The 21,858-nt window shown below is 52.4% G+C and carries 17 protein-coding genes; 3 read left to right on the top strand and 14 right to left on the bottom strand.

Annotation, left to right across the window (positions count from 1 at the left end; genetic code table 11):
* Window positions 1-72: 72 nt before the first annotated feature.
* On the bottom strand, window positions 73-2,505 hold the full coding sequence (locus FRY97_RS11245; RefSeq protein WP_147167621.1) for an FG-GAP-like repeat-containing protein: 2,433 nt from the start codon (window positions 2,503-2,505) through the stop codon (window positions 73-75).
* A gap of 528 nt (window positions 2,506-3,033) precedes the next feature.
* On the opposite strand from FRY97_RS11245, the gene FRY97_RS11240 reads away from it, so the two are divergent.
* Together FRY97_RS11240 and FRY97_RS11235 are read left to right on the top strand one after the other, a co-directional pair.
* A complete protein-coding gene (locus tag FRY97_RS11240; protein ID WP_170254603.1) occupies window positions 3,034-4,971 on the top strand; it encodes an OstA-like protein in 1,938 nt (645 codons plus the stop codon).
* A gap of 2 nt (window positions 4,972-4,973) precedes the next feature.
* Window positions 4,974-5,735 carry a tetratricopeptide repeat protein gene (locus FRY97_RS11235; RefSeq protein WP_147167619.1) on the top strand — a complete coding sequence of 254 codons (762 nt, stop codon included), beginning with the start codon at window positions 4,974-4,976 and terminating at the stop codon, window positions 5,733-5,735.
* A 286-nt stretch (window positions 5,736-6,021) separates the two neighbouring features.
* Here FRY97_RS11235 and rpmA read toward each other — a convergent pair whose 3' ends face one another.
* The 7 genes from rpmA to FRY97_RS11200 all read right to left on the bottom strand — a co-directional run bounded on the left by rpmA (window position 6,022) and on the right by FRY97_RS11200 (window position 12,203).
* On the bottom strand, window positions 6,022-6,681 hold the full coding sequence (gene rpmA, locus FRY97_RS23320) for a 50S ribosomal protein L27 (RefSeq protein WP_147167618.1): 660 nt from the start codon (window positions 6,679-6,681) through the stop codon (window positions 6,022-6,024).
* A gap of 51 nt (window positions 6,682-6,732) precedes the next feature.
* Window positions 6,733-7,041, bottom strand: coding sequence for a 50S ribosomal protein L21 (gene rplU / locus FRY97_RS11225; protein ID WP_147167617.1), 309 nt, complete (start codon window positions 7,039-7,041; stop codon window positions 6,733-6,735).
* Between the two features lie 123 nt (window positions 7,042-7,164).
* Window positions 7,165-8,610 carry a sugar transferase gene (locus FRY97_RS11220; protein WP_246141690.1) on the bottom strand — a complete coding sequence of 482 codons (1,446 nt, stop codon included), beginning with the start codon at window positions 8,608-8,610 and terminating at the stop codon, window positions 7,165-7,167.
* Between the two features lie 27 nt (window positions 8,611-8,637).
* A complete protein-coding gene (locus FRY97_RS11215; RefSeq protein WP_147167616.1) occupies window positions 8,638-9,528 on the bottom strand; it encodes a hypothetical protein in 891 nt (296 codons plus the stop codon).
* A 72-nt stretch (window positions 9,529-9,600) separates the two neighbouring features.
* A complete protein-coding gene (locus FRY97_RS11210; protein ID WP_147167615.1) occupies window positions 9,601-10,593 on the bottom strand; it encodes a Gfo/Idh/MocA family protein in 993 nt (330 codons plus the stop codon).
* 432 nt (window positions 10,594-11,025) lie between these two features.
* Window positions 11,026-11,328: a hypothetical protein gene (locus tag FRY97_RS11205; protein ID WP_147167614.1), complete on the bottom strand. Its 303-nt coding sequence runs from the start codon at window positions 11,326-11,328 to the stop codon at window positions 11,026-11,028.
* 32 nt (window positions 11,329-11,360) lie between these two features.
* Window positions 11,361-12,203, bottom strand: coding sequence for a helix-turn-helix domain-containing protein (locus tag FRY97_RS11200; protein WP_170254602.1), 843 nt, complete (start codon window positions 12,201-12,203; stop codon window positions 11,361-11,363).
* Window positions 12,204-12,350: 147 nt separating this feature from the next.
* On the opposite strand from FRY97_RS11200, the gene FRY97_RS11195 reads away from it, so the two are divergent.
* The gene (locus tag FRY97_RS11195) at window positions 12,351-14,924 is read left to right on the top strand and encodes a M14 metallopeptidase family protein (protein ID WP_147167612.1); all 2,574 of its coding nucleotides are present in this window, start codon (window positions 12,351-12,353) and stop codon (window positions 14,922-14,924) included.
* A gap of 71 nt (window positions 14,925-14,995) precedes the next feature.
* On the opposite strand, the gene FRY97_RS23135 is transcribed toward FRY97_RS11195, so the two are convergent.
* The 6 genes from FRY97_RS23135 to FRY97_RS11165 all read right to left on the bottom strand — a co-directional run bounded on the left by FRY97_RS23135 (window position 14,996) and on the right by FRY97_RS11165 (window position 21,845).
* Window positions 14,996-16,549, bottom strand: coding sequence for an MFS transporter (locus FRY97_RS23135; protein ID WP_147167611.1), 1,554 nt, complete (start codon window positions 16,547-16,549; stop codon window positions 14,996-14,998).
* Between the two features lie 30 nt (window positions 16,550-16,579).
* Window positions 16,580-16,948: a MerR family transcriptional regulator gene (locus FRY97_RS11185; RefSeq protein WP_147167610.1), complete on the bottom strand. Its 369-nt coding sequence runs from the start codon at window positions 16,946-16,948 to the stop codon at window positions 16,580-16,582.
* 12 nt (window positions 16,949-16,960) lie between these two features.
* A complete protein-coding gene (gatB, locus tag FRY97_RS11180; protein ID WP_246141688.1) occupies window positions 16,961-18,406 on the bottom strand; it encodes an Asp-tRNA(Asn)/Glu-tRNA(Gln) amidotransferase subunit GatB in 1,446 nt (481 codons plus the stop codon).
* 317 nt (window positions 18,407-18,723) lie between these two features.
* On the bottom strand, window positions 18,724-19,797 hold the full coding sequence (locus FRY97_RS11175) for a DUF3667 domain-containing protein (RefSeq protein WP_147167609.1): 1,074 nt from the start codon (window positions 19,795-19,797) through the stop codon (window positions 18,724-18,726).
* 15 nt (window positions 19,798-19,812) lie between these two features.
* The gene (locus FRY97_RS11170; protein WP_147167608.1) at window positions 19,813-20,652 is read right to left on the bottom strand and encodes an alpha/beta fold hydrolase; all 840 of its coding nucleotides are present in this window, start codon (window positions 20,650-20,652) and stop codon (window positions 19,813-19,815) included.
* On the bottom strand, window positions 20,649-21,845 hold the full coding sequence (locus FRY97_RS11165; protein ID WP_147167607.1) for a CapA family protein: 1,197 nt from the start codon (window positions 21,843-21,845) through the stop codon (window positions 20,649-20,651). The genes FRY97_RS11170 and FRY97_RS11165 overlap by 4 nt, the downstream gene beginning before the upstream one ends.
* Window positions 21,846-21,858 lie beyond the last annotated feature (13 nt).

Genomic DNA, 21,858 nt, shown 5'->3' with positions numbered 1-21,858 from the left:
GTCTGTGCAAACGCAGTAGCGGCGCATAGCCGCTATTGCCGTTTTGCACTTTGTTAGTCACCGTTTTCTTCTTTAGTCTTTTATTATAATAAATTTTCCTACAAGTAGTTTGTTATTAATATTTATATTTAAGGTGTAAACACCGCATGGCAAATTAACTCCACTAATATTAATTGAATTAACTCCATTTGTCACTTGGGCAGAGTGATTTTTTTTCACTTCAACTCCAAGATGATTATATATGGATATTGTTGCCAAACCATTTTCTTTAACGGTAAAAAACAAGTCCGAATAATTTGATAATGGATTTGGGTATATATTTAATAATTCTCGTTCTAAATATATTTCATTTACAGGTGTTGTTTCTATGTCATTATAGAAAACAACAACTTGGTCATCATGCATAGAGTTGGTTATAATATCATAAGCTCCGTCCTTGTCTACATCAATTACAAGAAGGTTGACAGGGTCATCCAATGAATTAGAAGAAATGACTTTTTTGTCAAAGTTGAGATTGCCATCATTTTCATACCAAGCAAGGATTCCGTCAGCCCCAGATGCTACAATATCCACATTTCCATCATTATTCATATCTCCAGCGCCAACTGCAATTGGCTGAAAAATATCTAATGTCACTATTTGTTCAGAAAAACTCTGACCTCCATTGTTTTTGATTAAAACCAGAGAATAAGGCGTGCCTGTCGCAACAATTATATCCATATCCGCATCATTATCAATGTCAATGGGAAAAACTGCTTGGGCATTAAATGAACTCAAATCGACAAATTGTTCTGTGAAATTTTGGCTGCCATCATTGGTGAAAATACCAACTTGGTCATCATATTCAAATGCAGAGATTACATCAATTTTATTGTCATTGTTCATGTCAATTGGGAAAGCAGACCAAGAGCCTGTATTGTCATATACGGAATGCTCTGTAAAGTTTTGGCTACCATCATTTTCATACCAAAAAATGCCCAAAGGGTCTGTTATTATGTCAACATCGTTATCTCCATCGAAGTCAATTGCATGAACTGTTTCTATTGAACTTGTATTTAATGTGACAATATGTTCGGTGAAATAGTTGTTACCATCATTCTCATACCAAGCTACATATTGTCCTGCTCCTAAAATATCTACATCATTATCATTATCCATATCTATTGCAAAAACGGCAGTTGCATAATCTATTTTCCCGACTACATGTTCTGAATACACATCATTGTTGAAATTTTCAATCCACGAAATTTTATCATCATATCTCGATGCTGATACAATATCAATATCATTATCTCCATCAATATCTGCCCCATAAACATCAGATGCTCCAAATGATTTATTCTGAACTTGGTGTTCAAAAAATTTTTCCTGTCCATCATTCTCGAACCATGATATAGTATTGTCACCAGATGAGCAGGAAATAATATCAAAGTCTCCGTCATTATCAATATCGTCAGTAAAAACAAATGATGCGCTTCCGAATATATTTTCACCTACAATATTTTCTGCGAATTGCTGGCTACCATTATTTTGAAACCACATAACACTATTAGACCCACCTTGAGCTATTACAATGTCAATGTTACCGTTTTCATCCAAATCAATCACAGATATTTGCCTAATTCCTGAAACGTCAGATGAAATTGTTGTCTTGGCAAAGTTTCCACTTCCATCGTTATTATACCAATAAATAAAATTGCTATTGGACAAAAGGAAGTCTTTATTTCCATCATTGTTCAAATCGCCTTTTGTTAGTCTTCCTGAATTACAGGTTTGAATCTCCTCAATAAAGTGATAGATAAAATCTTCATTCCCATTGTTTTCGTACCATGAAATTGTAACAGGATTACATCCTGCGGCAGCAACGAAATCCAAATCTCCATCGTTATCGTAATCTTCTGCTATTACATCATTTGCGTCATCGAATTCATCACAGGTAATTGATTTCGGAGTAAAATTCATATTGCCATCATTTTCCATCCAAAACAATGTGTAATCATCACAAGGGGGAATATTGTAAAATGTAGTTGAAGGCAATAAAATGTCTAAATCCCCATCTCCGTCTAAATCAATTATATCAGATTTACCTGAACCCATTGGAAACATTCCTCCTGCCTCAAAGGGGACAATTCTTTCTGTCAATATACCAGTTCCATCATTTTCAAACCAGACAATATCACCTTCAGTTGATACAATATCAATATCTCCATCGCTATCAAAATCAATTCCCTCAATCAGCGTCGAACCATACTCTTCGGAGAGGGTTAGCCTTTCAAAATTTTCATTGCCTAAATTTCTAAACCAATACATTTTATTATCAGGAACAACTGGTCCCTCTGATGAAACGAAAATATCTTTATCGCCGTCGCCGTCAATATCAGTCGTAAACACTGAAAGAGGCTCTGCCCCATTATATCCGCCAGATACATAGTTTGGAGTAAAAGTTACTTGTGCAGAAAGAAAACTGCTAATTAAAGCAAATGTGATTGTTAAATGTTTTTTCATTGTTTCTATTTTTTTAATGGTGACTAACTCGCTAATACACGCACTTATCCCCCCAATTTGTCGTTCTTTTTCCCACTTTGCCCAGGCTGAGCCAACCTGCTTGCAGCGCCCGGTGCGCCGCGCTGTAGCTCAGACGATGCTACAATATAGAAAAAAGGCCACAATGCTGCCTACTTGCCAATAGAAAAAAAACAGCCTGCCGGTAGGGCAGTGCCACCTCCTTGGCGCCGGCCTAGCGCTGCGCAGGGGTGGCCAAAGGCCAGACCCGACGCCTGTAGGGCGAGGGGCCGAGCGGACAGCGAGCCCCGTAGCATAGCGGCACCTGCCCGCTGACCCATCCTTGCGGCAGGGGCAGGCCCCCTACCGCGAAACAGGCTGGGCAGGCCCCATAAGCGGCAATCTGGTTTGCGCCCTTGTTAAAGAAGGGTTAACCTGGTATAGGGGCACAGCGGCTTGCAGGAGGTGCGCGTTTCAAAAAAGTATTCCATAAAGGGCTGGTTAATGGCGGGAAAGCCGGAAGTTTGCAACATGATTAGATTTCAAGTTGAAGTAAAGAAAAGGGTACTGATAGGTGCCGCTCTATTCTTGCTGGGAGGGCCGTTATCTGCTCAGCAGGCGCCGGCGCAAGATACTGCACGGCAGGAAGTTGAGGTAGACCACGCAGATGTGTTCGAGTACCTGCAAGCTGGGAGCGATGTGCTGCAAAAGCTCAATGGCAATGTAGAGCTCCGGCAAGACAGCATTTATATGTATTGCGACACGGCTACCATCCGCAATGATATGGAGGTTTACGCCAAGGGCGATGTCCTCATTCAGCAGGGGGATTCCCTCAGTGTTTTTGCAGACTCTCTCTATTACGATGGCAGTACCCGCATTGCTGAGCTCTTTGGGGATGTCATCCTTCAAAAAGGGGAGCAGCGGCTGTTCACCAACCGGCTGACCTACGACCTCAGCACCAAAGTGGCGACCTACCAAAATGGCGCGACGCTTACACAGGGAGAAACTCAGCTGACGAGCAAGCGGGGCTATTACTATGTGTCGGATAAAGAAATCTACTTCAAGGATAGTGTGATCGTCATCGATACGGCTTTCAACCTATTGGCGGATACGCTCGCTTTTAATACCGAAAGCAGAGTAGTCCGTTTTCTTGGCCCCACGCTCATCAACAGTGATACGACCCGGCTGTACTGTGAAACGGGCTTTTATGATACCGGGCGCAATATTGCAGAATTTAGGTCTAATGCGCAGTACCAACGCGGAGAGCAGTTGGCGGTTGCCGATACTATACGGTACGATGGGCAGGAAAAAGCCTACGATCTGCGCGGCAATGCCATTTTTACAGAAGGCGAAAGGGAAGCAACGGGGGATGTGATCCGCTATGAAGAGGAACTCGACCGGACTTCCATCCGTGGCAATGGGCGTTACCGGGATGCCGAACAGGACATCCAAGGCGATGAGATCATATACGATGCTAAGCGCGAGGTCTATTCTACCCGAGGCAGGACCCGCATCAGCGACCCCCCTCAAATCCTTGAGGCCAACCAGGTAGATTACAGCGAAGAGCTCGGGATGGGGCTGGCACTTGGGGATGTCATCTGGCAGGATACGGCAGCAAACCTCGCCATTCGTTGTGATACAGCAGAATACGACCGGCAGCGGGATTACCTAAAAGCCTTTGGCGGCCGCAACGGCCGCCCGCTGCTGATTACCCTGCTTGATGGCGACTCCCTTTTCATGGCTTCGGATACTTTGCTCTCCCTCCGGGCCGATAGCCTGGGGCAGGATAGCCTGGGGCAGGATAGCGCACGGCAGCTCAGGGCTTATCATGACGTACGCATTTACAAGTCTGATTTGCAGGCGCTTTGCGACTCCCTGGTTTATAGCACTACAGATTCCATTTTCCGGCTGTTCCGCGAGCCATTAGTCTGGTCGGACACTTCTCAATTTTACGCCGATACGGTGAACATTCAGCTGGTCAACGATCAGATCGACCGCATTTACCTTCGGCAGAACGCCTTCATCGTCAACTCCCCGGATGAGATCCTGTTCAACCAAGTGAAAGGGAAATTCATCACGGCGGTATTCCGCAAAAACGAGCTCCGGCGCATGGATGTGAACGGCAATGCGGAGTCGGTGTACTATGCGATTGACGACAGCAAAAAATATGTAGGCGTCAACAAGACCGTTTGTAGCGAAATGGTCCTTTACTTTGGGGACAACGAAGTTGAGAAAATCAAATTCATGAATCAGCCCAAGGCGCAAATGCTGCCTATGGGGCAGGCCAATCACGAGCAGCTAAAGCTGGAGGGGGTACGCTGGGATACCGATTTCCGGCCCGGAGGGCTGGACGACCTGTTCGACCTTTCCCGGAAACGGGAATTGCAGCCGCTGCCTGTCAACGGGCGGCAGGTGAAAAAACCGGAGCGGCCTGCTACTGCCGGTGGAAAGGAAAAAACAACCGAGTAAAGATGGATAAGCAGTTTTGGATATTTGTGGCCTTGCTTTTTGGGCTACAGAGCCTGGCCATTGCTTCAGCTCCTGAGCAATTGCTACAGGCAGGCCATGAGGCGTATCAGGATAAAGACTATCCCGCTGCCATTAGCCGCTATGAAGCGGTGCGCGATGCGGGTTACGAATCTGTAGCCCTTTGGTACAACCTGGGCAACGCCCACTACAAGAACGGCGATTTGGCAGCTGCCGTGCTGCATTACCGGCGTGCACAGCGGCTGGCGCCCAAAAATCAGCAGGTCAGGTCCAACCTGCAGCTTGTGCAAGACGAGCTAGGGGCGCCCGTAGTGCAAATTAGGCAATCGGCTACGGTCCGCCTTTGGAACGGGCTGGCTGGCCGCCTGCGTGCTCGTGGCTGGGCTTGGCTGGGCATACTGCTCCTTTGGATCGGCGCAAGTGGGCTGGCAGCGTGGAAATGGGGCTCGTCCCGCACTTACCGGAAAGCAGGCTTCTTTCTAGGCCTGCTGGCATTGTTGGCGGCCATCCTGCCCCTGAGCCTGAGCTACAGCCGGGCTCAGCAGGAATACCTGCGCACGGAAGCGGTGGTGATGTCTCCCGAAGCTTCCCTCTACCTCGCGCCCGATAGCATCAGCGAGCAGGTCCGGGAGCTTGTCCCAGGCGAGATTCTGGAGGTGACCGATGAGCTCAGCGGCTGGTACAAAGTCAGGCTGGGGGATACCACAGCAGGTTGGCTGCCCAAGGATGTGGTGGCTGTGGTGTAGTGATGCAGTTGTAGGTAGAAACTTGGAGCAGGTTTGGGGCTTGCTCCTATTGTAAATTAATGCCTGGCTTTCTTGCAAAATTTTCATCTAGCCCGCTAAACTCAAATGTAGCGGCTTCGCCAGAACCCATCCGGACATACCTGAGAGAGTAAGTAGCCCTTGGATTTTCGTGGCGGAACAGCTCTACGATAGGAGCATAAAAAAGGCCCTACGAAAGTAGGGCCCCTGATATAAAGCTATGAAAACTAAATTCTTCAGTTTGGAGCAGTATCTGATTGAGATACGCTTACTCGCCGTCTACTTCACGGCCGCCATCGAGGCGGTCCTGAAGCGCTTCGAGCTCTTCCCACTGGCCTTCGTGAGCCAGTTTAGCCTGCTTAGCCCAGGTAGCGGGGTCGTGCATGCGGTAGCGAGGGCCTGCTTCATCCAGAATAGCCTGTACTTTTCCGAGGTCGGCGTTAGCAAGGTCTGCCCAAGTTTTGATGCCAGCATCGTGCAGCAGGCCTTCGATTTTCGGGCCAATGCCTTCGACCAGCTTCAGGTCGTCTTGAGCGACTTTCTTGCCAGAAGGGAGCGTGACTTTTCCAGTTGCTTTTGCAGCGGGCGCAGTTGCAGCTTCTGGTGCAGCCGGAGCAGCTTTCTTTGCAGCAGGCTTGGCCGGAGCAGTAGCAACTGCGGCGCCGTTCGCAGCGCCAGCAGGTATGATATTGACATACATGCGGTTCTTATTGCGGCGGCGGAAAGAAACCGTGCCGTCCACTTTTGCGTGCAGGGTATAGTCTTTGCCCATGTACACGTTTTCACCAGGGTGGTACTTGGTGCCGCGCTGACGGACTAGGATGTTTCCAGCGATAGCCTCTTGGCCACCGAAGAGCTTAACGCCGAGACGTTTCGATTTACTGTCCCGGCCGTTATCGGTACTACCTACACCTTTCTTATGTGCCATGTCTTAATCAATTTTGAAATTAGAAATAGAAACCGTTTCCCGTGCCGGGGATTAAACGGCGATGCTGTCGATCTTGATTTTGGTAAAGTGCTGACGGTGCCCGTTCTTCTTGCGGTAGCCCTTACGGCGCTTCTTGCGGAATACAAGGACTTTGTCTCCTTTCTGATGGCCTAGTACCGTTGCGTTGACTTTGGCGTTCAGCACCGGCGTGCCTACGGAGACGTTCCCTCCGTTGTCTACGAGGAGTACGTCCTCAAATGCGAGGCTGTCTCCCTCGTTGGCTTCTAGCTGGTGGACGAAGAGCTCCTGCCCCTCCTCAACTTTGAATTGCTGACCAGCTATTTTTACGATCGCGAACATTAGCTATGATCTTTGTAAATGAATAATTATGTTCAATTCGAGCGGCAAAGATACAACTATCTGGCTGATTTGCCAATGGTTAAGGGGAGAAAGTTTCTGAAGGGAAAGTGGGGCTGTGCCGGGTTATTTGCCTTTGCCCTGCAATAGGACGAGCACCGTGTAAAACAAGATTTTGAAGTCCAAGGCGAGGGACATATTCTCGATGTAGAGGATGTCGAATTTCAGCCGCTGCAGCATTTGTTCCAAGTTGGAGGCGTACCCATACTTGACCTGCCCCCAAGAGGTAATGCCCGGCCTCACCTTCAGCAAGTGTTTATAATGTGGCGCTTCCTTGGTGAGCAGGTCGATATAATACTTGCGTTCAGGCCTAGGCCCAACGAGGGACATATCCCCCTTGAGCACATTCCAAAACTGCGGCAGCTCGTCCAGCCGCCATTTGCGCATGACCCCGCCCCAAGGAGTACATCGGTTGTCGGTATCGCTGCTCAGCATGGGGCCGTTCTTTTCTGCATCGGTGTACATGGAGCGGAACTTATAAATCGTGAAGGGTTTTCCATTGAGCCCGATGCGTTCCTGTTCGAAAATGATAGGCCCTTCTGAGGAGAGCCGCACCCGTACCGCAATATAAAGGTAGAGCGGGCTCAACAATAAAAGCAGGATCCCAGAGGCTGCAACATCTATCAGCCGCTTGATCAGCAGCTGCCAGCGCGGCATAAGGTCTTGCCGTATTTCGATGAGTACAGCACCGTAGACGTGGTTCATCTTGACCGTGCCCAGCATGATGTCGTACATATCTGGGATGATTTTGACCAACACCTGGTCGTCAAAGTCAAAGAGAATGTTCAGCACCTCGCGCAGGCGGTTGTGCTCAGAGGTTTCGATAGCAATAATGACCTCTTCCACGTTGAAGTCCAAGACCGCTTGTTCCAGCTCTTCTATACCGCCCAGCCTCGGCAGGTGGCCCGCCAGCTCGTGCTCCTCCTGGCTGTTGATGCTGATAAACCCTATGAATTTATTGCCCAGCCCTTTTTCGCGGCTGCTGATTTCCCGGTACAGTTCTACGGCTTTTTGGTTGCCCCCAATCAGGAGGGTGTTGTAGGTGATCAGCCCTTTTTTCAGCCGTTGGCTGGCACGTGTGAGGATGTACATCCGCACCGTTGCGGTTAGCAGGAAGTGCAGCGCGAAAAGTGTGATGAAGGAAGACCGGTAGGTGGTGTAGTTGGTGACAAAGTCATCCAGGATCAGGGTGAAAAACAGAAAAGTGACCCCCAGAAAGCTAAGAAAAAAGGTACGTGCCAAGGTCGCTAGCCGGGACAGCCGGTATATGTCGCGGTATTGGTCGAAAATGGAGTAGAAGAGCACCCAGCCCATTGGGATGACTAGAATACCGTACCAGAAATTGGTGTCAGCCATGGCTTCTTCTAAGCTCGGGAGGCGGCCTTCCAAGCTTTTGCGGTAAAGGAAAAAACAAGCCCAGGACAGCATAGCTGTCAGGAAATCTGCTGCCTGGTAGTAAAGCGTATGACGCCGGCGGAGCCGGGTCATGCTGGGTAGCGTAGATGTCGCCATTCGTTTGGGCCGGATCCTAATGGTTGATTAAAAATGAAGAAGTTTGATATTGTCAAGCCGTACCACGGCCTGGTTCCGGGTCAGCGATTGGCCGGAGACCGGGATGAAAGCCTGTAGTATGACCTGATGCTCTGTCTTGCCAGATTCAACAGCCATAGCGGAGAGGTTGAAATAAATCTTATTCCATTCGCCGGATGGGTTGAAGCCGGGGTCAAATGTGGTTTCCCCCTGCCCTGGAAGCGCATTGGCATCATAGCTGACCAACCCAAAGATAACAGGTACATCGGACTTGTAATTCACTTCCAGATAAACGGTGCTCGTGAGCGCGCTGACGATATCTGCGTAGCGGATGTTCGTTGCCACCTCTAGAATTGAAGAGGTAGAGTCTAATGTGATTTTTAGAGACCCACTGCCTTCAAAGACATCCTCTGCGCTGATGCTGAGCTGATCGGGCTCCCCGAGGCGGACGTCCTCAAAAACCTGTGCGCCCCCTTCAAAATCTTCGATAAAAGCAAACTTGGTCTGATCGAGGTATTCAAATACCGGCCGGATGGTATCTGTACTATTGGGGCCTAGCGTGATCCTTTCCACATAGGGGGCATAGAAGGGGTAGATTTCAGGGGTGCCGGAAACGCCATTGTCTTTGATCCCTGCCTGTATCGCAATTTCCACATCTCCTTCGTCTAGTATAGGGATGGTAGCAGGGATGGGGTAAGCGCCTACGAAGTTGCCGTTCACGTTGACCCACACTTCTGTCAGGTTGTAGGAAGCAGAGCCTTCGGCAGCTAGGTTGGCCTGCACGCTCACTTCAGGGATATGGATGTACCCGGGGATGGGCTCTTCAGGATTGATAAGATCGCATCCGCTCGAGCAGGCAGCGGCAAAGAGCAGGAGCGTGAAATATAAATAGGTCTTCATAGCACAACGAGGTTTTCCGAATAAAAGCAGTTCTGGTAAGTGGCGCCCGGTAGTGTACTGGAGAAGGGCGGCTTATCCTTGGGCTGTTGTGCGGGCGCGCTCCTCCATTTGTTCGATTATCTGGTAAGCCAGCTTCAGTGCACGGTAGCCATCTTCTAATGAAACGACAGGGCGGGCATCTTCTTGTATGCTTTGCGCAAAGGATTCCAGCTCCATCTTGATGGCATTCACGGGCTCGGTTTGCGGTGCCGAAAGGTGGATATACCGTTTGCCATTGGGCGTTTCCAGTTCCATCCGGTTGTCATCGGGCAATTGCTCCGGGCGGTCGTACATCCTGACCACCTGCGCTTCTTTGTCCAGAAAATCTAAGCTGATGTAAGCATCCTTTTGGAAAAGGCGCAGCTTGCGCATCTGTTTCATGGAAATCCGGCTTGCTGTCAGGTTAGCGACACAACCGTTTTCGAATTCCACACGGGCGTTGCAGATATCTGCGGAATCACTGACTACGGCTACACCGCTCGCGCTCACCGAGCGCACCTCTGAGCGCACCAGACTTTGGATGATGTCGAGGTCGTGTATCATCAGGTCGAGTATCACGGAGACATCTGTGCCCCTAGGGTTGAAAACGGCCAGGCGGTGGGCTTCTATGAACATAGGCTCGAGGGGGGTGCCGCCCAGGGCCAGCAGGGCTGGGTTGAACCGCTCCACATGCCCCACCTGTACTTTCACCCCTTTTTCTTGGGCCAGCGCTAGCAGTTCTTCCGCTTCTTCCAGGGTATTGGTCACGGGTTTTTCGATAAACAAGTGCTTGCCGTGGCTGATGACCTTGCGCGCCAGCTCGAAGTGAGTAACCGTGGGAGTGACGATGTCTATGACGTCAGCGGCTTGTATCAGGGCATCAAGGTCTGTCCACCGTTTGATGGAGTATGCTGCAGCGGCAGCAGCGGCGGCTTCATCGTTGGGGTCAAAGAAACCGATGAGCTCATAAGCTTCTGATGCAAGCTGAATGCATTTGAGGTGGATTTTGCCAAGGTGGCCGGTACCCAGTACGCCAATTTTGAGCATGGTAGGAAGGTATTGTTAGAAAGCTGGGCAAAAGTAGGGGTTTATTTTGAAACCGGCTATGGCAATACGCCCTAGCTTTGGGCATGAACCAAAATGTCGCAGGTGTTTATGCTTAAGGCACTAGTGGTCTGTCAAGGCTAAAACTAGGGGTTGCCTGCGGCGAATTTTGAGGCTACTCTTCGTTGGACAACCCCTTACGTAGCGCTGCTATGCGCGGGAACATCCGCCTTGATTAGCCTCAAAATTCGCTCCCACTCAACCCATAAATTAACACTTGACAGACCACTAGCCTGGCATTGGCCTAGCGCTGCGAAGGGGCGGCAGGCCTGATAAGGCCGAGCGGATAGCGAGCCCCGTAGCATAGCGGCACCTGCCATCGGGCAGGGGCAGGCCCAAAAATGACAATCTGTTTTGTGCCCCTAGCTTTCTGCACTACTCCCGATAGTACATCAGTATGGCCCCGAAGAGGGTGATCAGTGCAATGAGCACGGTCGCCATGCGCATAGAGTACTGAATATGGCTGGTGAAGGTCTCAATCTCTTGCCGCATCGCCGGGTATTTGGGCAGGACCTCCTCTTCCATCTTCTGTTTGTTGAACAGGTGTGCCGCGCCAAACTCCACCCGGTTCTGCACCAATTTGCGGTAGCTTTTCATCACCTTCACCCGGAAGTAGATGTTCAGGAACAACATAGCCACAAACAGGCCAATGACGATGGTGACGAGCAGGATGTACATAGTCGATAGGATTTAGCGCAAAAATAGAAAACTCAGCGCATCCCATAAAGTTGCCGTAAGTGGCTTCTGTAGGCTAAAAAGGTCATGCCGGTATGTTTTTTAAAAAACTTACTGAAATGGGCGGGGGCCTTGAAGCCCAAATGGTAAGTGATTTCTTGCAGTGTGCAATCGGTATGCAGCGCCTGCCGTTGTGCTTCAGCAATCAGCCGCTGTTGTATCAGTGCTTTGGCCGTTTTGCCAGTGGCAGCCCGCAGCACCTCATTGAGATAGTCGGGGCTTAGATGCAGGGCTTCGGCATACTCGCTGACTTTGTGCTTGTACAGGTGCTCACTGTTGAGGAGGTTCCTGAAATCGCACACAATAGCCTGTGCACGATTGCCAGGTGAGGGCGGGCCGTCTTCTCCCTGCTGCCCTCGTAGCCGCAGCAGCAGCAGCAGGAATGCTTTAAGCAAGGCTCCGCAAAGTGCTTTGCCCCTTGGTGCTGGCTGGCTGGTCTCATAGAAAATCAGCTGTACGAGGTGGGGGGCTGCTGCTTCAAAGGCTTGGCTTGCTGTTAGCGGCTCATGGCCAAAGTCCGGGAAAAGCCCTTCTTCTATCAAAAAGGCTTCGCTCAGCCCGGTAAACATCAGGAAATCGGGTGTGAACTGCAATACACTGCCCCGGTGCGGCCCCCGAATCTCCAGTCGGTGCATCTGCTCTGGCGCCAATAGGAATATCTGCCGGCCCCGTACTTCATAAGCTTCGAAATCAATATAGTGCTTTCCTTGCCCCTCTTCCACCCAAATAATGGTGTAGCCATCGTGCCGGTGCGCCGCTGCCCCATGCCCGTTTATATCTTCCATCCGCCTGGCCTGTAGGCCCCATTCCTGTTCCATCGGCCCTCCTTTTGCTATACAACTGCCGGCAGCCGCTTTGGTTGCCCTGAACATTCACTAGAGTTTGTTATTTTAAACCCCACAGAGGTTGTCCTGCCTATGACGGCTGACAGCCCAATTGATCACCTTAAAGAAAAGCTAACTTTTATGAAGCGATGGATATCTCTGGCCGCCTTGCTGGTTTGGGCATTGTCAGCCTGGGCACAACGCCCTCTTACTTATTACCTGCCCGATATCGAGTACGATGCGCAGGTCCCTTCTCCGGAAGCCTTTTTTGGCCATCAGATAGGCGAATGGCACCTCACCCACGATAAATTAGTGTATTACTTCAAAGCACTTGCCGACAGCAGCCCAAGGGTCACCTATACAGAGTATGCCCGGAGCTACGAGCACCGCCCGCTGATTTACCTCACCATCACCTCCGAAAAAAATCATAGCCGGCTGGAAGAGATCCGGGCCGCACATGTGGCCTTGTCTGACCCGGCTTCCGATCAAAAGGTAGAAGACGGCCAGCCGGTGGTGCTCTATCAGGGCTTTAGCATCCACGGCAATGAGCCCAGCGGGGGCAATGCTGCCCCCTTGGTCGCGTATTACTTAGCAGCAGGACAGAGCGATGAGGTACTGCAGACGCTAGACAATGCCGTGGTACTCCTCGATCCTTGTTTCAACCCAGACGGGTTCAACCGTTTCTCCACATGGGCCAATATGCACAAAAATAAAAACCTTACGGCCGACCCACAAGACCGGGAGTACAGCGAAGCCTGGCCAGGCGGCCGTACCAACCACTATTGGTTTGACCTGAACCGAGACTGGCTGCTGGTGCAGCACCCGGAAAGCCAGGGGCGCATCCGCACCTTCCACCAGTGGAAGCCCAATGTGCTCACCGACCACCACGAAATGGGCTCCAACGCTACCTTCTTCTTTATGCCGGGCATCCCCTCCCGTACCAACCCCATCACCCCTCCGCTCAATCAGGAGCTTACGGCCAGGATCGGCGATTACCATGCGGAAGCCCTCGATGAGATTGGCTCGTTGTACTATACCAAGGAGAGCTTTGACGACTTCTACTATGGCAAGGGCTCTACTTACCCTGATGCCAATGGGGGGATCGGCATCTTGTTTGAGCAAGCCAGCTCCCGTGGCCACGTACAGGAAACAGACAATGGGCTGCTGACTTTCCCATTTACCATACGCAATCAGGTGCGCACAGCGCTTTCTACTCAAAAAGCAGGCGTGGCTTTGCGCAAAGACCTGTTGCAATATCAGCGTGACTTCTACCGGGATGGGCTGGCAGAAGCCCGGAAAGGGGAGAACGGAGCCTTTGTCTTTGGCGAAACTGCCGACCCAGTCCGGCTTCAGGCTTTTCTTGACCTCTTGCTGCAGCACCAGATTGAAGTATACGAGCTGAAGGGCCAGGCTGGCCGTTTCAAGCCAGGAGCGGCTTATGTCGTCCCTTTGGAACAGCCGCAATACCGCTTAGTGCGGGGCATTTTCGAGACCATGACTACCTTTCAGGACAGCATCTTTTATGATGTGTCAAGCTGGACCCTACCGCTTGCTTTTGAAATCCCTTATGCGCCGATCGCCCGGAAAGATTTCAACCGGAACAGCCTCGGAGGGCGCTACAATGGGCAGCTGGCCCTCAAAAATCAGCCGGTGCCCCAGCGCAGCAGCTATGCCTACCTGCTGGAATGGGAGCATTATTCTGCACCAGCAGCACTCTACGCTATCATGAATGGGGGGCTACGCGCCAAGGTAGCCTCCGAGCCCTTTGAGCTAGAGGGCAAAGCTTATGCTCGGGGCACTGTCATGGTGCCGGTACAGGGGCAGGATAAAGGCGCAGATGAGGTATACGAGCTCATGCGGCAAGTGGCCGAGCAGCATAAAGCTGTAATCATTGGCGTAGGCACAGGGCTTACGCCACAAGGGATCGACCTCGGTAGCCGGAGCTTCGAGCTTTTGAAAAAGCCCGATGTGCTGCTCATCGTAGGGCCTGGGGCATCACCCTACGAAGCGGGGGAAGCCTGGCATTTGCTGGATCAGCGCTACGGCATCCCTGTCACTATGATAGAGCAGGAAGATGTGGGGCGTGCCGACCTGAGCAGGTATACCAGCATCATCATGGTAGACGGGGGGTACAGCGGGCTAGGCAGCCGTGGCAGCAGCAATATCCGCGACTGGGTGAAAGGGGGCGGCACCCTCATCGCTTGGAAGGATGCCGTCAGCTGGGCCAAAGGGCAAGGGCTTGCAGAGGTGAAAATGCGCAGCCAGGATAGCCAAGAGCAGGGGCGCCGGCCTTATGCCAAAATAAGCGATGACCTCGGCTCAGACCGCATCGGCGGGGCGATTTTCCAAGTAGAAGCCGACCTTAGCCATCCATTGTTCTACGGTTATCAGCGAGAGGCAATCCCCATTTTCCAACGCGGCACGCTAGCCATAGCACCTGCTGAAAACCAGTATGCTTCTCCTGCGGTTTACGCCGAAAACCCACTGCTGAGCGGTTATGCACGCCCAGAACACCTCAAAAAGTTGGGAGGGTCTGCCGCTGCAATAGTCAGCGGGGCTGGCAGGGGGAAAGTCATCTGCCTGTCTTTCAACCCCAATTTCCGAGCTTTTTGGTATGGGACGAACCGCGTGCTGGCCAACAGTATTTTTTACGGCCACACCATCAGCGGAGCTGCGGTAGAAAGGGCGAGCGGCAGCCCGGAACGCGGCGAATAACCTGGGCATTTGTTCCAGCACAAAGCGGGCAGCCTGTCTCAGGCTGCCCGCTTTGTGCTGGCCCTTGCAGGCTACCCTTCATCTTCTACCCGGAGCGCCAGCAAGCCTGCCAGTATCATCCCGGCACCGCCCACTATCAGGGCGTAAATGGCCTGCCCGTCGAAAAAGGTGCCAACAATAAAGCCCAGGATGGTCGCCGCCACAATTTGCGGGATGACGATGAAGAAGTTGAAAACGCCCATATAGTACCCCATCTTCTGTGCAGGCAGGGCACCGGCCAACATCGCATAAGGCATAGAGAGTATGCTCGCCCAGCCAATACCTACGCCCAGCATAGAAACGAGCAGCAGGCCAGGATCTGTAATGAAGTATACAGATATCAACCCCAGCCCCCCCAAGATCAGGCAGAGCATGTGCGTAAACCGCCGGCTTGTGCGTTTGGCCAGCCAAGGCAGGGCCAAAGCGGCTACTGCTGCAATGCCATTGTATATGGCAAAGAGCAGGCCCACCCAGTCTGCCCCTTCATTGTACGCAGCAGAAGTTGCATCGGTAGCCCCGTAAATGTGGCGGGTCACTGCCGAGGTGGTATATATCCACATGGAGAATAGGGCAAACCAAGAGAAAAATTGCACCAGCGCGAGCTGCTTCATCGTTTTGGGCATATGCAGGAGATCGTCCATGATGGCGACAAACCCATTTTTATAGCGGCCCTGCTTCATCAGCCGGCCGGCAATGCTCCACAGCAGCCCAACTATGATCAGCATCCCGGCCAAGACATAGAGCTCTTTTTGCAGCCCGGCCTGTGTCAGCCCGATCAGCCCGCCCACACCGAGGGCTGCAGTGAGCATGCCCGCTTTGTTCAGCCTGTGGCTGCGTTGGGTTTGTTCCGCTGCAGCCAGCGTTTCGTGAGCTTCAGTAGCGGCAGCCCCTTCTGCTGCTTCAAAGCGGCTCAGCTCTGCAGGTGAATATTCCCTAGACCGGAAGACCGTCCACAGGACGGCAAGCAGGAAAACCCCAGCCCCCAGATAGAAGGACCACTTCACAGAGTCCGAAATCTGCCCTTCCCCAGCGGTATTGCTGATGTCAAAAGTATTTGTGAGTATCCACGGGAGCATAGAGGCGATGACAGCCCCCGTCCCGATAAAGAAACTCTGCAGGGCAAAGCCGGCCGTGCGCTGTTCTGAGGGGAGGTTGTCGCCAACAAAAGCCCGGAAGGGCTCCATAGTGATGTTGATGGAGGCGTCCATGATCCATAGGGTGCCGGCTGCTGCCCATAGGGTAGGGGAGTTGGGCATAATGCAGAGGGCCAGGGAGGCCAAGATGGCCCCTATGAGGAAATAGGGGCGCCGCCGCCCCAGCTGCGGGTGCCAGGTCCGGTCACTAAAATAGCCGACTACCGGCTGTACGAGCAGGCCGGTCAGTGGCGCTGCAATCCAGAGGATGGGGATCTGCTCCACGTCGGCCCCAAGGGTTTCAAAGATGCGGCTCGTGTTGGCATTTTGCAGGGCAAAGCCAAATTGAATGCCCAAAAAGCCGAAGCTCATGTTCCAGATGTCCCAGAAAGAAAGGCGGGGCTTGCCCGGAGCAGCCTGCGCACCTGCGTTTGTTGTTGTTGTCGTCGCCATAGGGTTGGTTGATGTGTGGTGGTGTGGTATTTAAGGGGTTTCGCCTGGGAAAAGCGCCTTTCGGAGATGCATAAGCCCGTCCCTGGTTTTTTCGAGCTGACTGAGCACGGCTTCCTTCTCGCGCTGGAATGCTTGTATCCTGACAATCTCGCTCCTCGCCCCGTCTATAGTGAAGCCCCGCTCTTTGACGAGCTGGTAAATCAGGTGCAGCTGTTCTATATTCTCTAGCGTAAACCGTCGCTCCCCCTTGCCGTTTTTGTGGGGGCTGAGCCAATCAAACTCTCCTTCCCAAAACCGGATAAGCGATTTGGTCACCTCAAACATGTCTGCCACTTCTCCTATGGAGTAGTAGCGTTTAAGGTTGCTTTTGTCTGTTTCGTGGATGGGCAGCTTTTTCATGTTACAGCAGGGTTATCCTAATTTTTGTCGCAATAGCGCCTGTGTTGCTTTGGGGTCTGCTTTGCCACGGGATATTTTCATGACTTCGCCCATGAAGAAGCCAATGAGCGCTTTTTTCCCTTTGCGGTAGCGCTCCGCTTCATCGGGATTGTTGGCGATGGCCTGCGCTATCCAAGCTTCGAGCGCCCCTTCATCGGAATTTTGCAAAATGTTGAGCGCCTTAGCGAGCTCGTCGGGCTGGGTGCTTGGCTGTTCTGCCATAGCAGGGAACAGTTGTTGGTAGGCAGCCGTATTGGAAATGAGGCCTTCCTCTATCATGTGCAGCAGGCGTGCAAGGTGTGCATGCGGGCAGGGGAATTGCTCAAGGGGCACCCCATTTTCACTGCACCACGGAAGCACTTTATTGATGATGAGGTTGGCAGCCGCCTTATAAACCGGGGTATGCGCTGCAAGCTGTTCGAAAAATCGGGCCGGGGCCGGGTCTTCGCTCAGGAGGTTCACATCGTACGCGGGCAGCCCAAAATCTTGGCTTAGGCGTTCGCGCATTTGCCAGGGCAGCAAAGGCATCTCTTGGTGCCAGCTCCGGAGCTGCTCTTCCCGGATAACCACCGGCGGCAGATCAGGCTCGGGGAAATACCGGTAATCGTGCGCATCCTCCTTATCCCGCAATGGGGCTGTCACACCAGTCTCCGGGTCAAAGTTGAGGGTCTGTTGTTGTACCCGCCCTCCGGCTTCTATCAAGTCTACTTGCCGCTTTACCTCGTAAGCAATAGCCCTGCGCGCGTACCGCATGGAGTTGAGGTTTTTGATCTCACAGCGCTCCCCTAGAGCCATACTGCCTTTGGGCCTGACGGAGACGTTGCAGTCGCACCGCATCGAGCCTTCCTCCATATTGCCATCCGATATGCCCAGGTAGCGCACCAGCTGCCGCATCCCGCTCATAAAGGCGTCTACTTCTGCCGCCGAACGAAGGTCCGGCTCGGATACAATCTCAAGCAAGGGCACTCCGGCCCGGTTGAGGTCGATCAGGGAGTAGGGGCTGTACTCTTCGTGCGTAGACTTGCCGGCATCTTCTTCCATATGGATGTGGTGCAGCCGGATGGTTTTTACTGCCCCGTCCACAAGGATGTTGAGCTGCCCGCCTATACAGATGGGCTTGCGGTCTTGCGTGATCTGATAGCCTTTCGGCAAATCCGCATAGAAGTAATTCTTGCGGTCAAAGGTATTGGCCATGTTGATTTTGGAGCCCAGGGCGAGCCCCAGCTTTGCTGCGTACTCCACCTGCCGTGCATTCAGGCGGGGAAGGGTGCCCGGGTGCCCCAGCGAAATGGGGCTGATATGGGTGTTGGGGGCACCGCCAAAAGCTGCGCTGTCCCCACAAAACGCTTTGCTCTGCGTATTCAATTGAACGTGGACTTCCAGCCCGATAACCGTTTCGTACTGATCATATGGCATCATGGTGGTGTGGTCTGAATGTATGATTAACCAATTCCTTTCCAGCCCGAATATAATCAAGATTGAGAGAAATAGGCTCACTTCAAAGCCCGAACGAGGATAAACCGCAACACCGGTTGGGGCCTGCCCCTGCCCAACGGCAGGTGCCGCTATGCTGCGGGGCTCGCTGCCCGCTCGGCCCTATCGGGCTGGCCACCCCTCCGCAGCGCTAGGCCGGCACTCCTAAAATGCCAAACTTTGCAAAGGGAAGAGCATGGAGCCCCCATAATAACCCCCAACACACCAAGCCTATCGCTCGTTTGGATGCTAACATAGCTCTCTTAATAGGCTAAGGTGGCAACTACAGCCATCAATAGCGCAAAGGCCGTAAAGATACAGAGGTAAGCAAAGTTGAGCAGCCCAAACTTGAGCAGGGTTTTAAAGCGCCTCTGCCGGTAGAACCGCCGCATGGCCTTGTACAGGTAGAAAGCCGTGCCCAAAATTGATATCGGGAAAAGGAATTCCCCCAGGGTATACCCCCATCCCGTATTGGCCACTAGCAGCACAGCGCTCAGGCAAAAGAAGGCGAAGGCATGGTAGTGCAGTGTGAAAACCAAGTGCTCCACATAAAAATAGCGCCTTCTGATGTACAGGAGCTTCAGCATCAGCGCAATCGCAGGCATCATAAGCACGGCCATCCAAATGAGCTTACTCAGGGCAAAACGGGTAAAGTCGCCTCCCTCCCGGTTGAGCTTGGCCAATTGCCTTACCTGCAGTTGGTGCCAGAAGCCTCGTATGCCATAGTGCGGAGGCAGGCTGTCCAAAGGCATTTCCATCAAGTCTTCCATAGAGACGGCTACCGGCACCGACTCTACAAGGCCAGTACGGACTCTTTTGAAATAGACCAGATTGAAACTGTCCTTCCTCGGGTCTTCTATCAGAGCGGAAAGGGAGTCGAGCCCGGGCAGTTGGGCCTCTCCTTCCGGGAAGAGAGCAGCTGCTTGGGCACGTGCACTGTCCAGCTGATTCCTAAATGAAGAAAGGTAGGCCTGATACCTGGATTTGTTGGTGGCTCTGGTCATCTGGGATTCCAGATTGGTGAACAAGTATAGCCCCAGCACGGCAAAAAGGACAACGGCAGTAGCGAAGAACAGGCGCAATGGGGAAACATAGCGCTTGTGCTTGCCCTCGAAGTAGTCTCGCGTGAGCTTCCCAGGGACAAATAGGGCTAAAGTGGTCCGTAAAATATTGGAATCTACATTGAAAATAGATTCGAGGAAGTCCCCGATCAGGGTCCAAATGCGTACCCGCCCTGTAGTGTATTTTTGCCCGCAATGCCCGCAATACGGGCCTGTCTGCGGCATCGGGTAGTAGCAATTGGGGCAATATGTGGTACGGTCAGTAGGCATGAGCATATCAGGACTTGCTGCCTAAAATACCAAATTTTCTGAGGGCAGCTCCCCCCTTTCGACAAACGCACAGATTAGCTGGGTGATCGTTTGGGGCTGTTCCGCCACAACAGCATGCCCCGCCCCGGGAACTTCCCAGTACAGGGCCCCGGGTATTTGCCGGGCGATATGGCGGCTGTACCTTGACGGCTTAAGGAGGTCCGCCCCCGCGCTTACGATCAGCGCCGGGCAGGCAATGCCGGATAGGGCGGTATCCGGAAAATGGAACGCACAAAACTGTTCGCAAAGCGATTCAAATGCCTGGAAAAAAAGGGGAGGCAGCTGAGCAAAAGCCTGCTTCCTTTGTGCAAGGAAGTGAGGCTGAGCGTACAGGTAGCTAGGGCTGTAGGCGGTTGTGGCCACCGCTTCAAAAAGCAGCTCCGGCTGTCCGGCTAATGCCTGCCATAAGCCCACCTGCCTTTTCAAAAGGGCATCACTGTAGGAGACGGAGGCAATCACAGTGAGCGAGGCAGCCATAGCAGGGTAACGGTGAGTAAAAGCCAGCCCGACCTCCCCGCCAAAGGAGGTGCCCGCCAAGTGGCAGCGCTCAATGCCCAGCCCACGGAGCAGGTGGCAAAGGTCCTCGGCATGGCTTTCCAAGGTACGGCCTCCTGCCTCCCAAGTACTGTGCAGCTGCCCCCGCAGGTCGTATGACAACACGGGGTTTTGCTTGCTGATGGCTGAAGCTTGGGCGCCCCACGATTTGTAGTTCATGAGGATTCCATTCAGGAGGACAACGGGCAGCCCGGAACGCTTGTCCCCGTAGAGGCAGTAGCCCAGCTCTGCCCCGTCGGGCAGTTGGCAGGTTGCCAGAGAGGTCAATTAGCGCTTTTTAGGAGCTGCCCCTCAGTAGTGATTTCAAGAGCTGTTTCAGGGAAATCAGCTTTGGTCAGGCGGATCAGCGTTTGGATGGCGCGCTTCTGCCCGTCTACCTTAGGCCCATGGTTGTAACCCTGATAAACAGGGATGACCTCTCCGCCTAAGAATTTGCCAGAAGCATCGGTCTCAACAGTGACCAAAGGGGCTATGCCTGCTTCGCCCCGCAGATTGAATCGGCCGTAGGTGCAAAAGTTGCCAAGGCTGTAACAGATCAGGCGGTCATTGTACAGCTCCATGGCACGGGTGACATGTGGCCCATGCCCGAAGATGATGTCAGCGCCTGCATCTACCATAGCATGCGCAAACTGGTAAACGTCACCTCGGTTTTCGCCGTAGTAGGTTTCACTTTTCCTGGGGACATGCTGATGGTCAGCGCCTTCAGCACCGCCGTGGAAAGAGACGATCACAATATCGCAGCTGTCTTCTAGTAGTTGTACCAACTGCCGGGCTTTGGCATAGTTGTGTATGCTGACGGTGCCCGAGTTGGGCGCAAAAGCAGCCATGCCATATTTGAGGCCGCCCCGTTCAATGATGGCGTACTCGTCGGTGCCAGCCAGGCCTGCATAAGCAATGCCCGCTTCATCGAGCACCGCTTTGGTCCGCTTGCGCCCGGCCAGTCCGAAGTCGCCAGAGTGGTTGTTGGCGATACTAAGGAAATCGAACCCCGCATCGGCAAAGTGCTGCGCGTAGGATTCTGGAGAGCGGAAAACATAGCAGGCTTTGGGGTTGTTGCAGCGCTTGGGCGTGCCCCCTTCGTCGAGGATAGCCCCTTCCAAGTTGCCAAAAGCCACATCCACCTCGCGCAGGTAGGCCGCGACTTGGGCCAGCATATCCTTGCCGCCATTGGCCGGCAGGTAGGAAGCAGAAGGGTAGTTGGTGCCCAGCATCATATCCCCTACACCCGCGATACGGGCCCGTTGGGGTTTCTCCGGTAGGGTGTCTGCGGTAGCTTTTGGCTGTGGCAGGGTATAAGGTTGATGAGCTACCTGTGTGCCAGCCAGTGAAGCCCCCAGTTGTTGGGAAGCGCCGGAGGGGCTGTTTTGGCAGCTTATTGTAAAGCAGAGGAGGAATGCGCATAAGCAAAAAAGACTTCCTGAGCGGAAGCCTTTTTTGCGGCCAGAAGTCTGTGCCATCATAAGTTTATATCCA

This window comes from Phaeodactylibacter luteus (assembly GCF_007993045.1).
In the GTDB taxonomy this organism is placed as follows: Bacteria; Bacteroidota; Bacteroidia; order Chitinophagales; family Saprospiraceae; genus Phaeodactylibacter; species Phaeodactylibacter luteus.
The sequence above is the reverse complement of the archived record's forward strand: the minus strand, read 5'-3'. Positions and strand labels throughout refer to the sequence as shown.

Excerpts from the sequence above, each read along its gene's own strand:
- FRY97_RS11245 (WP_147167621.1), bottom strand. The coding sequence starts at position 2,505 with ATGAAAAAACATTTAACAATCACATTTGCTTTAATTAGCAGTTTTCTT.
- FRY97_RS11240 (WP_170254603.1), top strand. The coding sequence starts at position 3,034 with ATGATTAGATTTCAAGTTGAAGTAAAGAAAAGGGTACTGATAGGTGCC.
- FRY97_RS11235 (WP_147167619.1), top strand. The coding sequence starts at position 4,974 with ATGGATAAGCAGTTTTGGATATTTGTGGCCTTGCTTTTTGGGCTACAG.
- rpmA (WP_147167618.1), bottom strand. The coding sequence starts at position 6,681 with ATGGCACATAAGAAAGGTGTAGGTAGTACCGATAACGGCCGGGACAGT.
- rplU (WP_147167617.1), bottom strand. The coding sequence starts at position 7,041 with ATGTTCGCGATCGTAAAAATAGCTGGTCAGCAATTCAAAGTTGAGGAG.
- FRY97_RS11220 (WP_246141690.1), bottom strand. The coding sequence starts at position 8,610 with ATGGCGACATCTACGCTACCCAGCATGACCCGGCTCCGCCGGCGTCAT.
- FRY97_RS11215 (WP_147167616.1), bottom strand. The coding sequence starts at position 9,528 with ATGAAGACCTATTTATATTTCACGCTCCTGCTCTTTGCCGCTGCCTGC.
- FRY97_RS11210 (WP_147167615.1), bottom strand. The coding sequence starts at position 10,593 with ATGCTCAAAATTGGCGTACTGGGTACCGGCCACCTTGGCAAAATCCAC.
- FRY97_RS11205 (WP_147167614.1), bottom strand. The coding sequence starts at position 11,328 with ATGTACATCCTGCTCGTCACCATCGTCATTGGCCTGTTTGTGGCTATG.
- FRY97_RS11200 (WP_170254602.1), bottom strand. The coding sequence starts at position 12,203 with ATGGAACAGGAATGGGGCCTACAGGCCAGGCGGATGGAAGATATAAAC.
- FRY97_RS11195 (WP_147167612.1), top strand. The coding sequence starts at position 12,351 with ATGAAGCGATGGATATCTCTGGCCGCCTTGCTGGTTTGGGCATTGTCA.
- FRY97_RS23135 (WP_147167611.1), bottom strand. The coding sequence starts at position 16,549 with ATGGCGACGACAACAACAACAAACGCAGGTGCGCAGGCTGCTCCGGGC.
- FRY97_RS11185 (WP_147167610.1), bottom strand. The coding sequence starts at position 16,948 with ATGAAAAAGCTGCCCATCCACGAAACAGACAAAAGCAACCTTAAACGC.
- gatB (WP_246141688.1), bottom strand. The coding sequence starts at position 18,406 with ATGATGCCATATGATCAGTACGAAACGGTTATCGGGCTGGAAGTCCAC.
- FRY97_RS11175 (WP_147167609.1), bottom strand. The coding sequence starts at position 19,797 with ATGCTCATGCCTACTGACCGTACCACATATTGCCCCAATTGCTACTAC.
- FRY97_RS11165 (WP_147167607.1), bottom strand. The coding sequence starts at position 21,845 with ATGATGGCACAGACTTCTGGCCGCAAAAAAGGCTTCCGCTCAGGAAGT.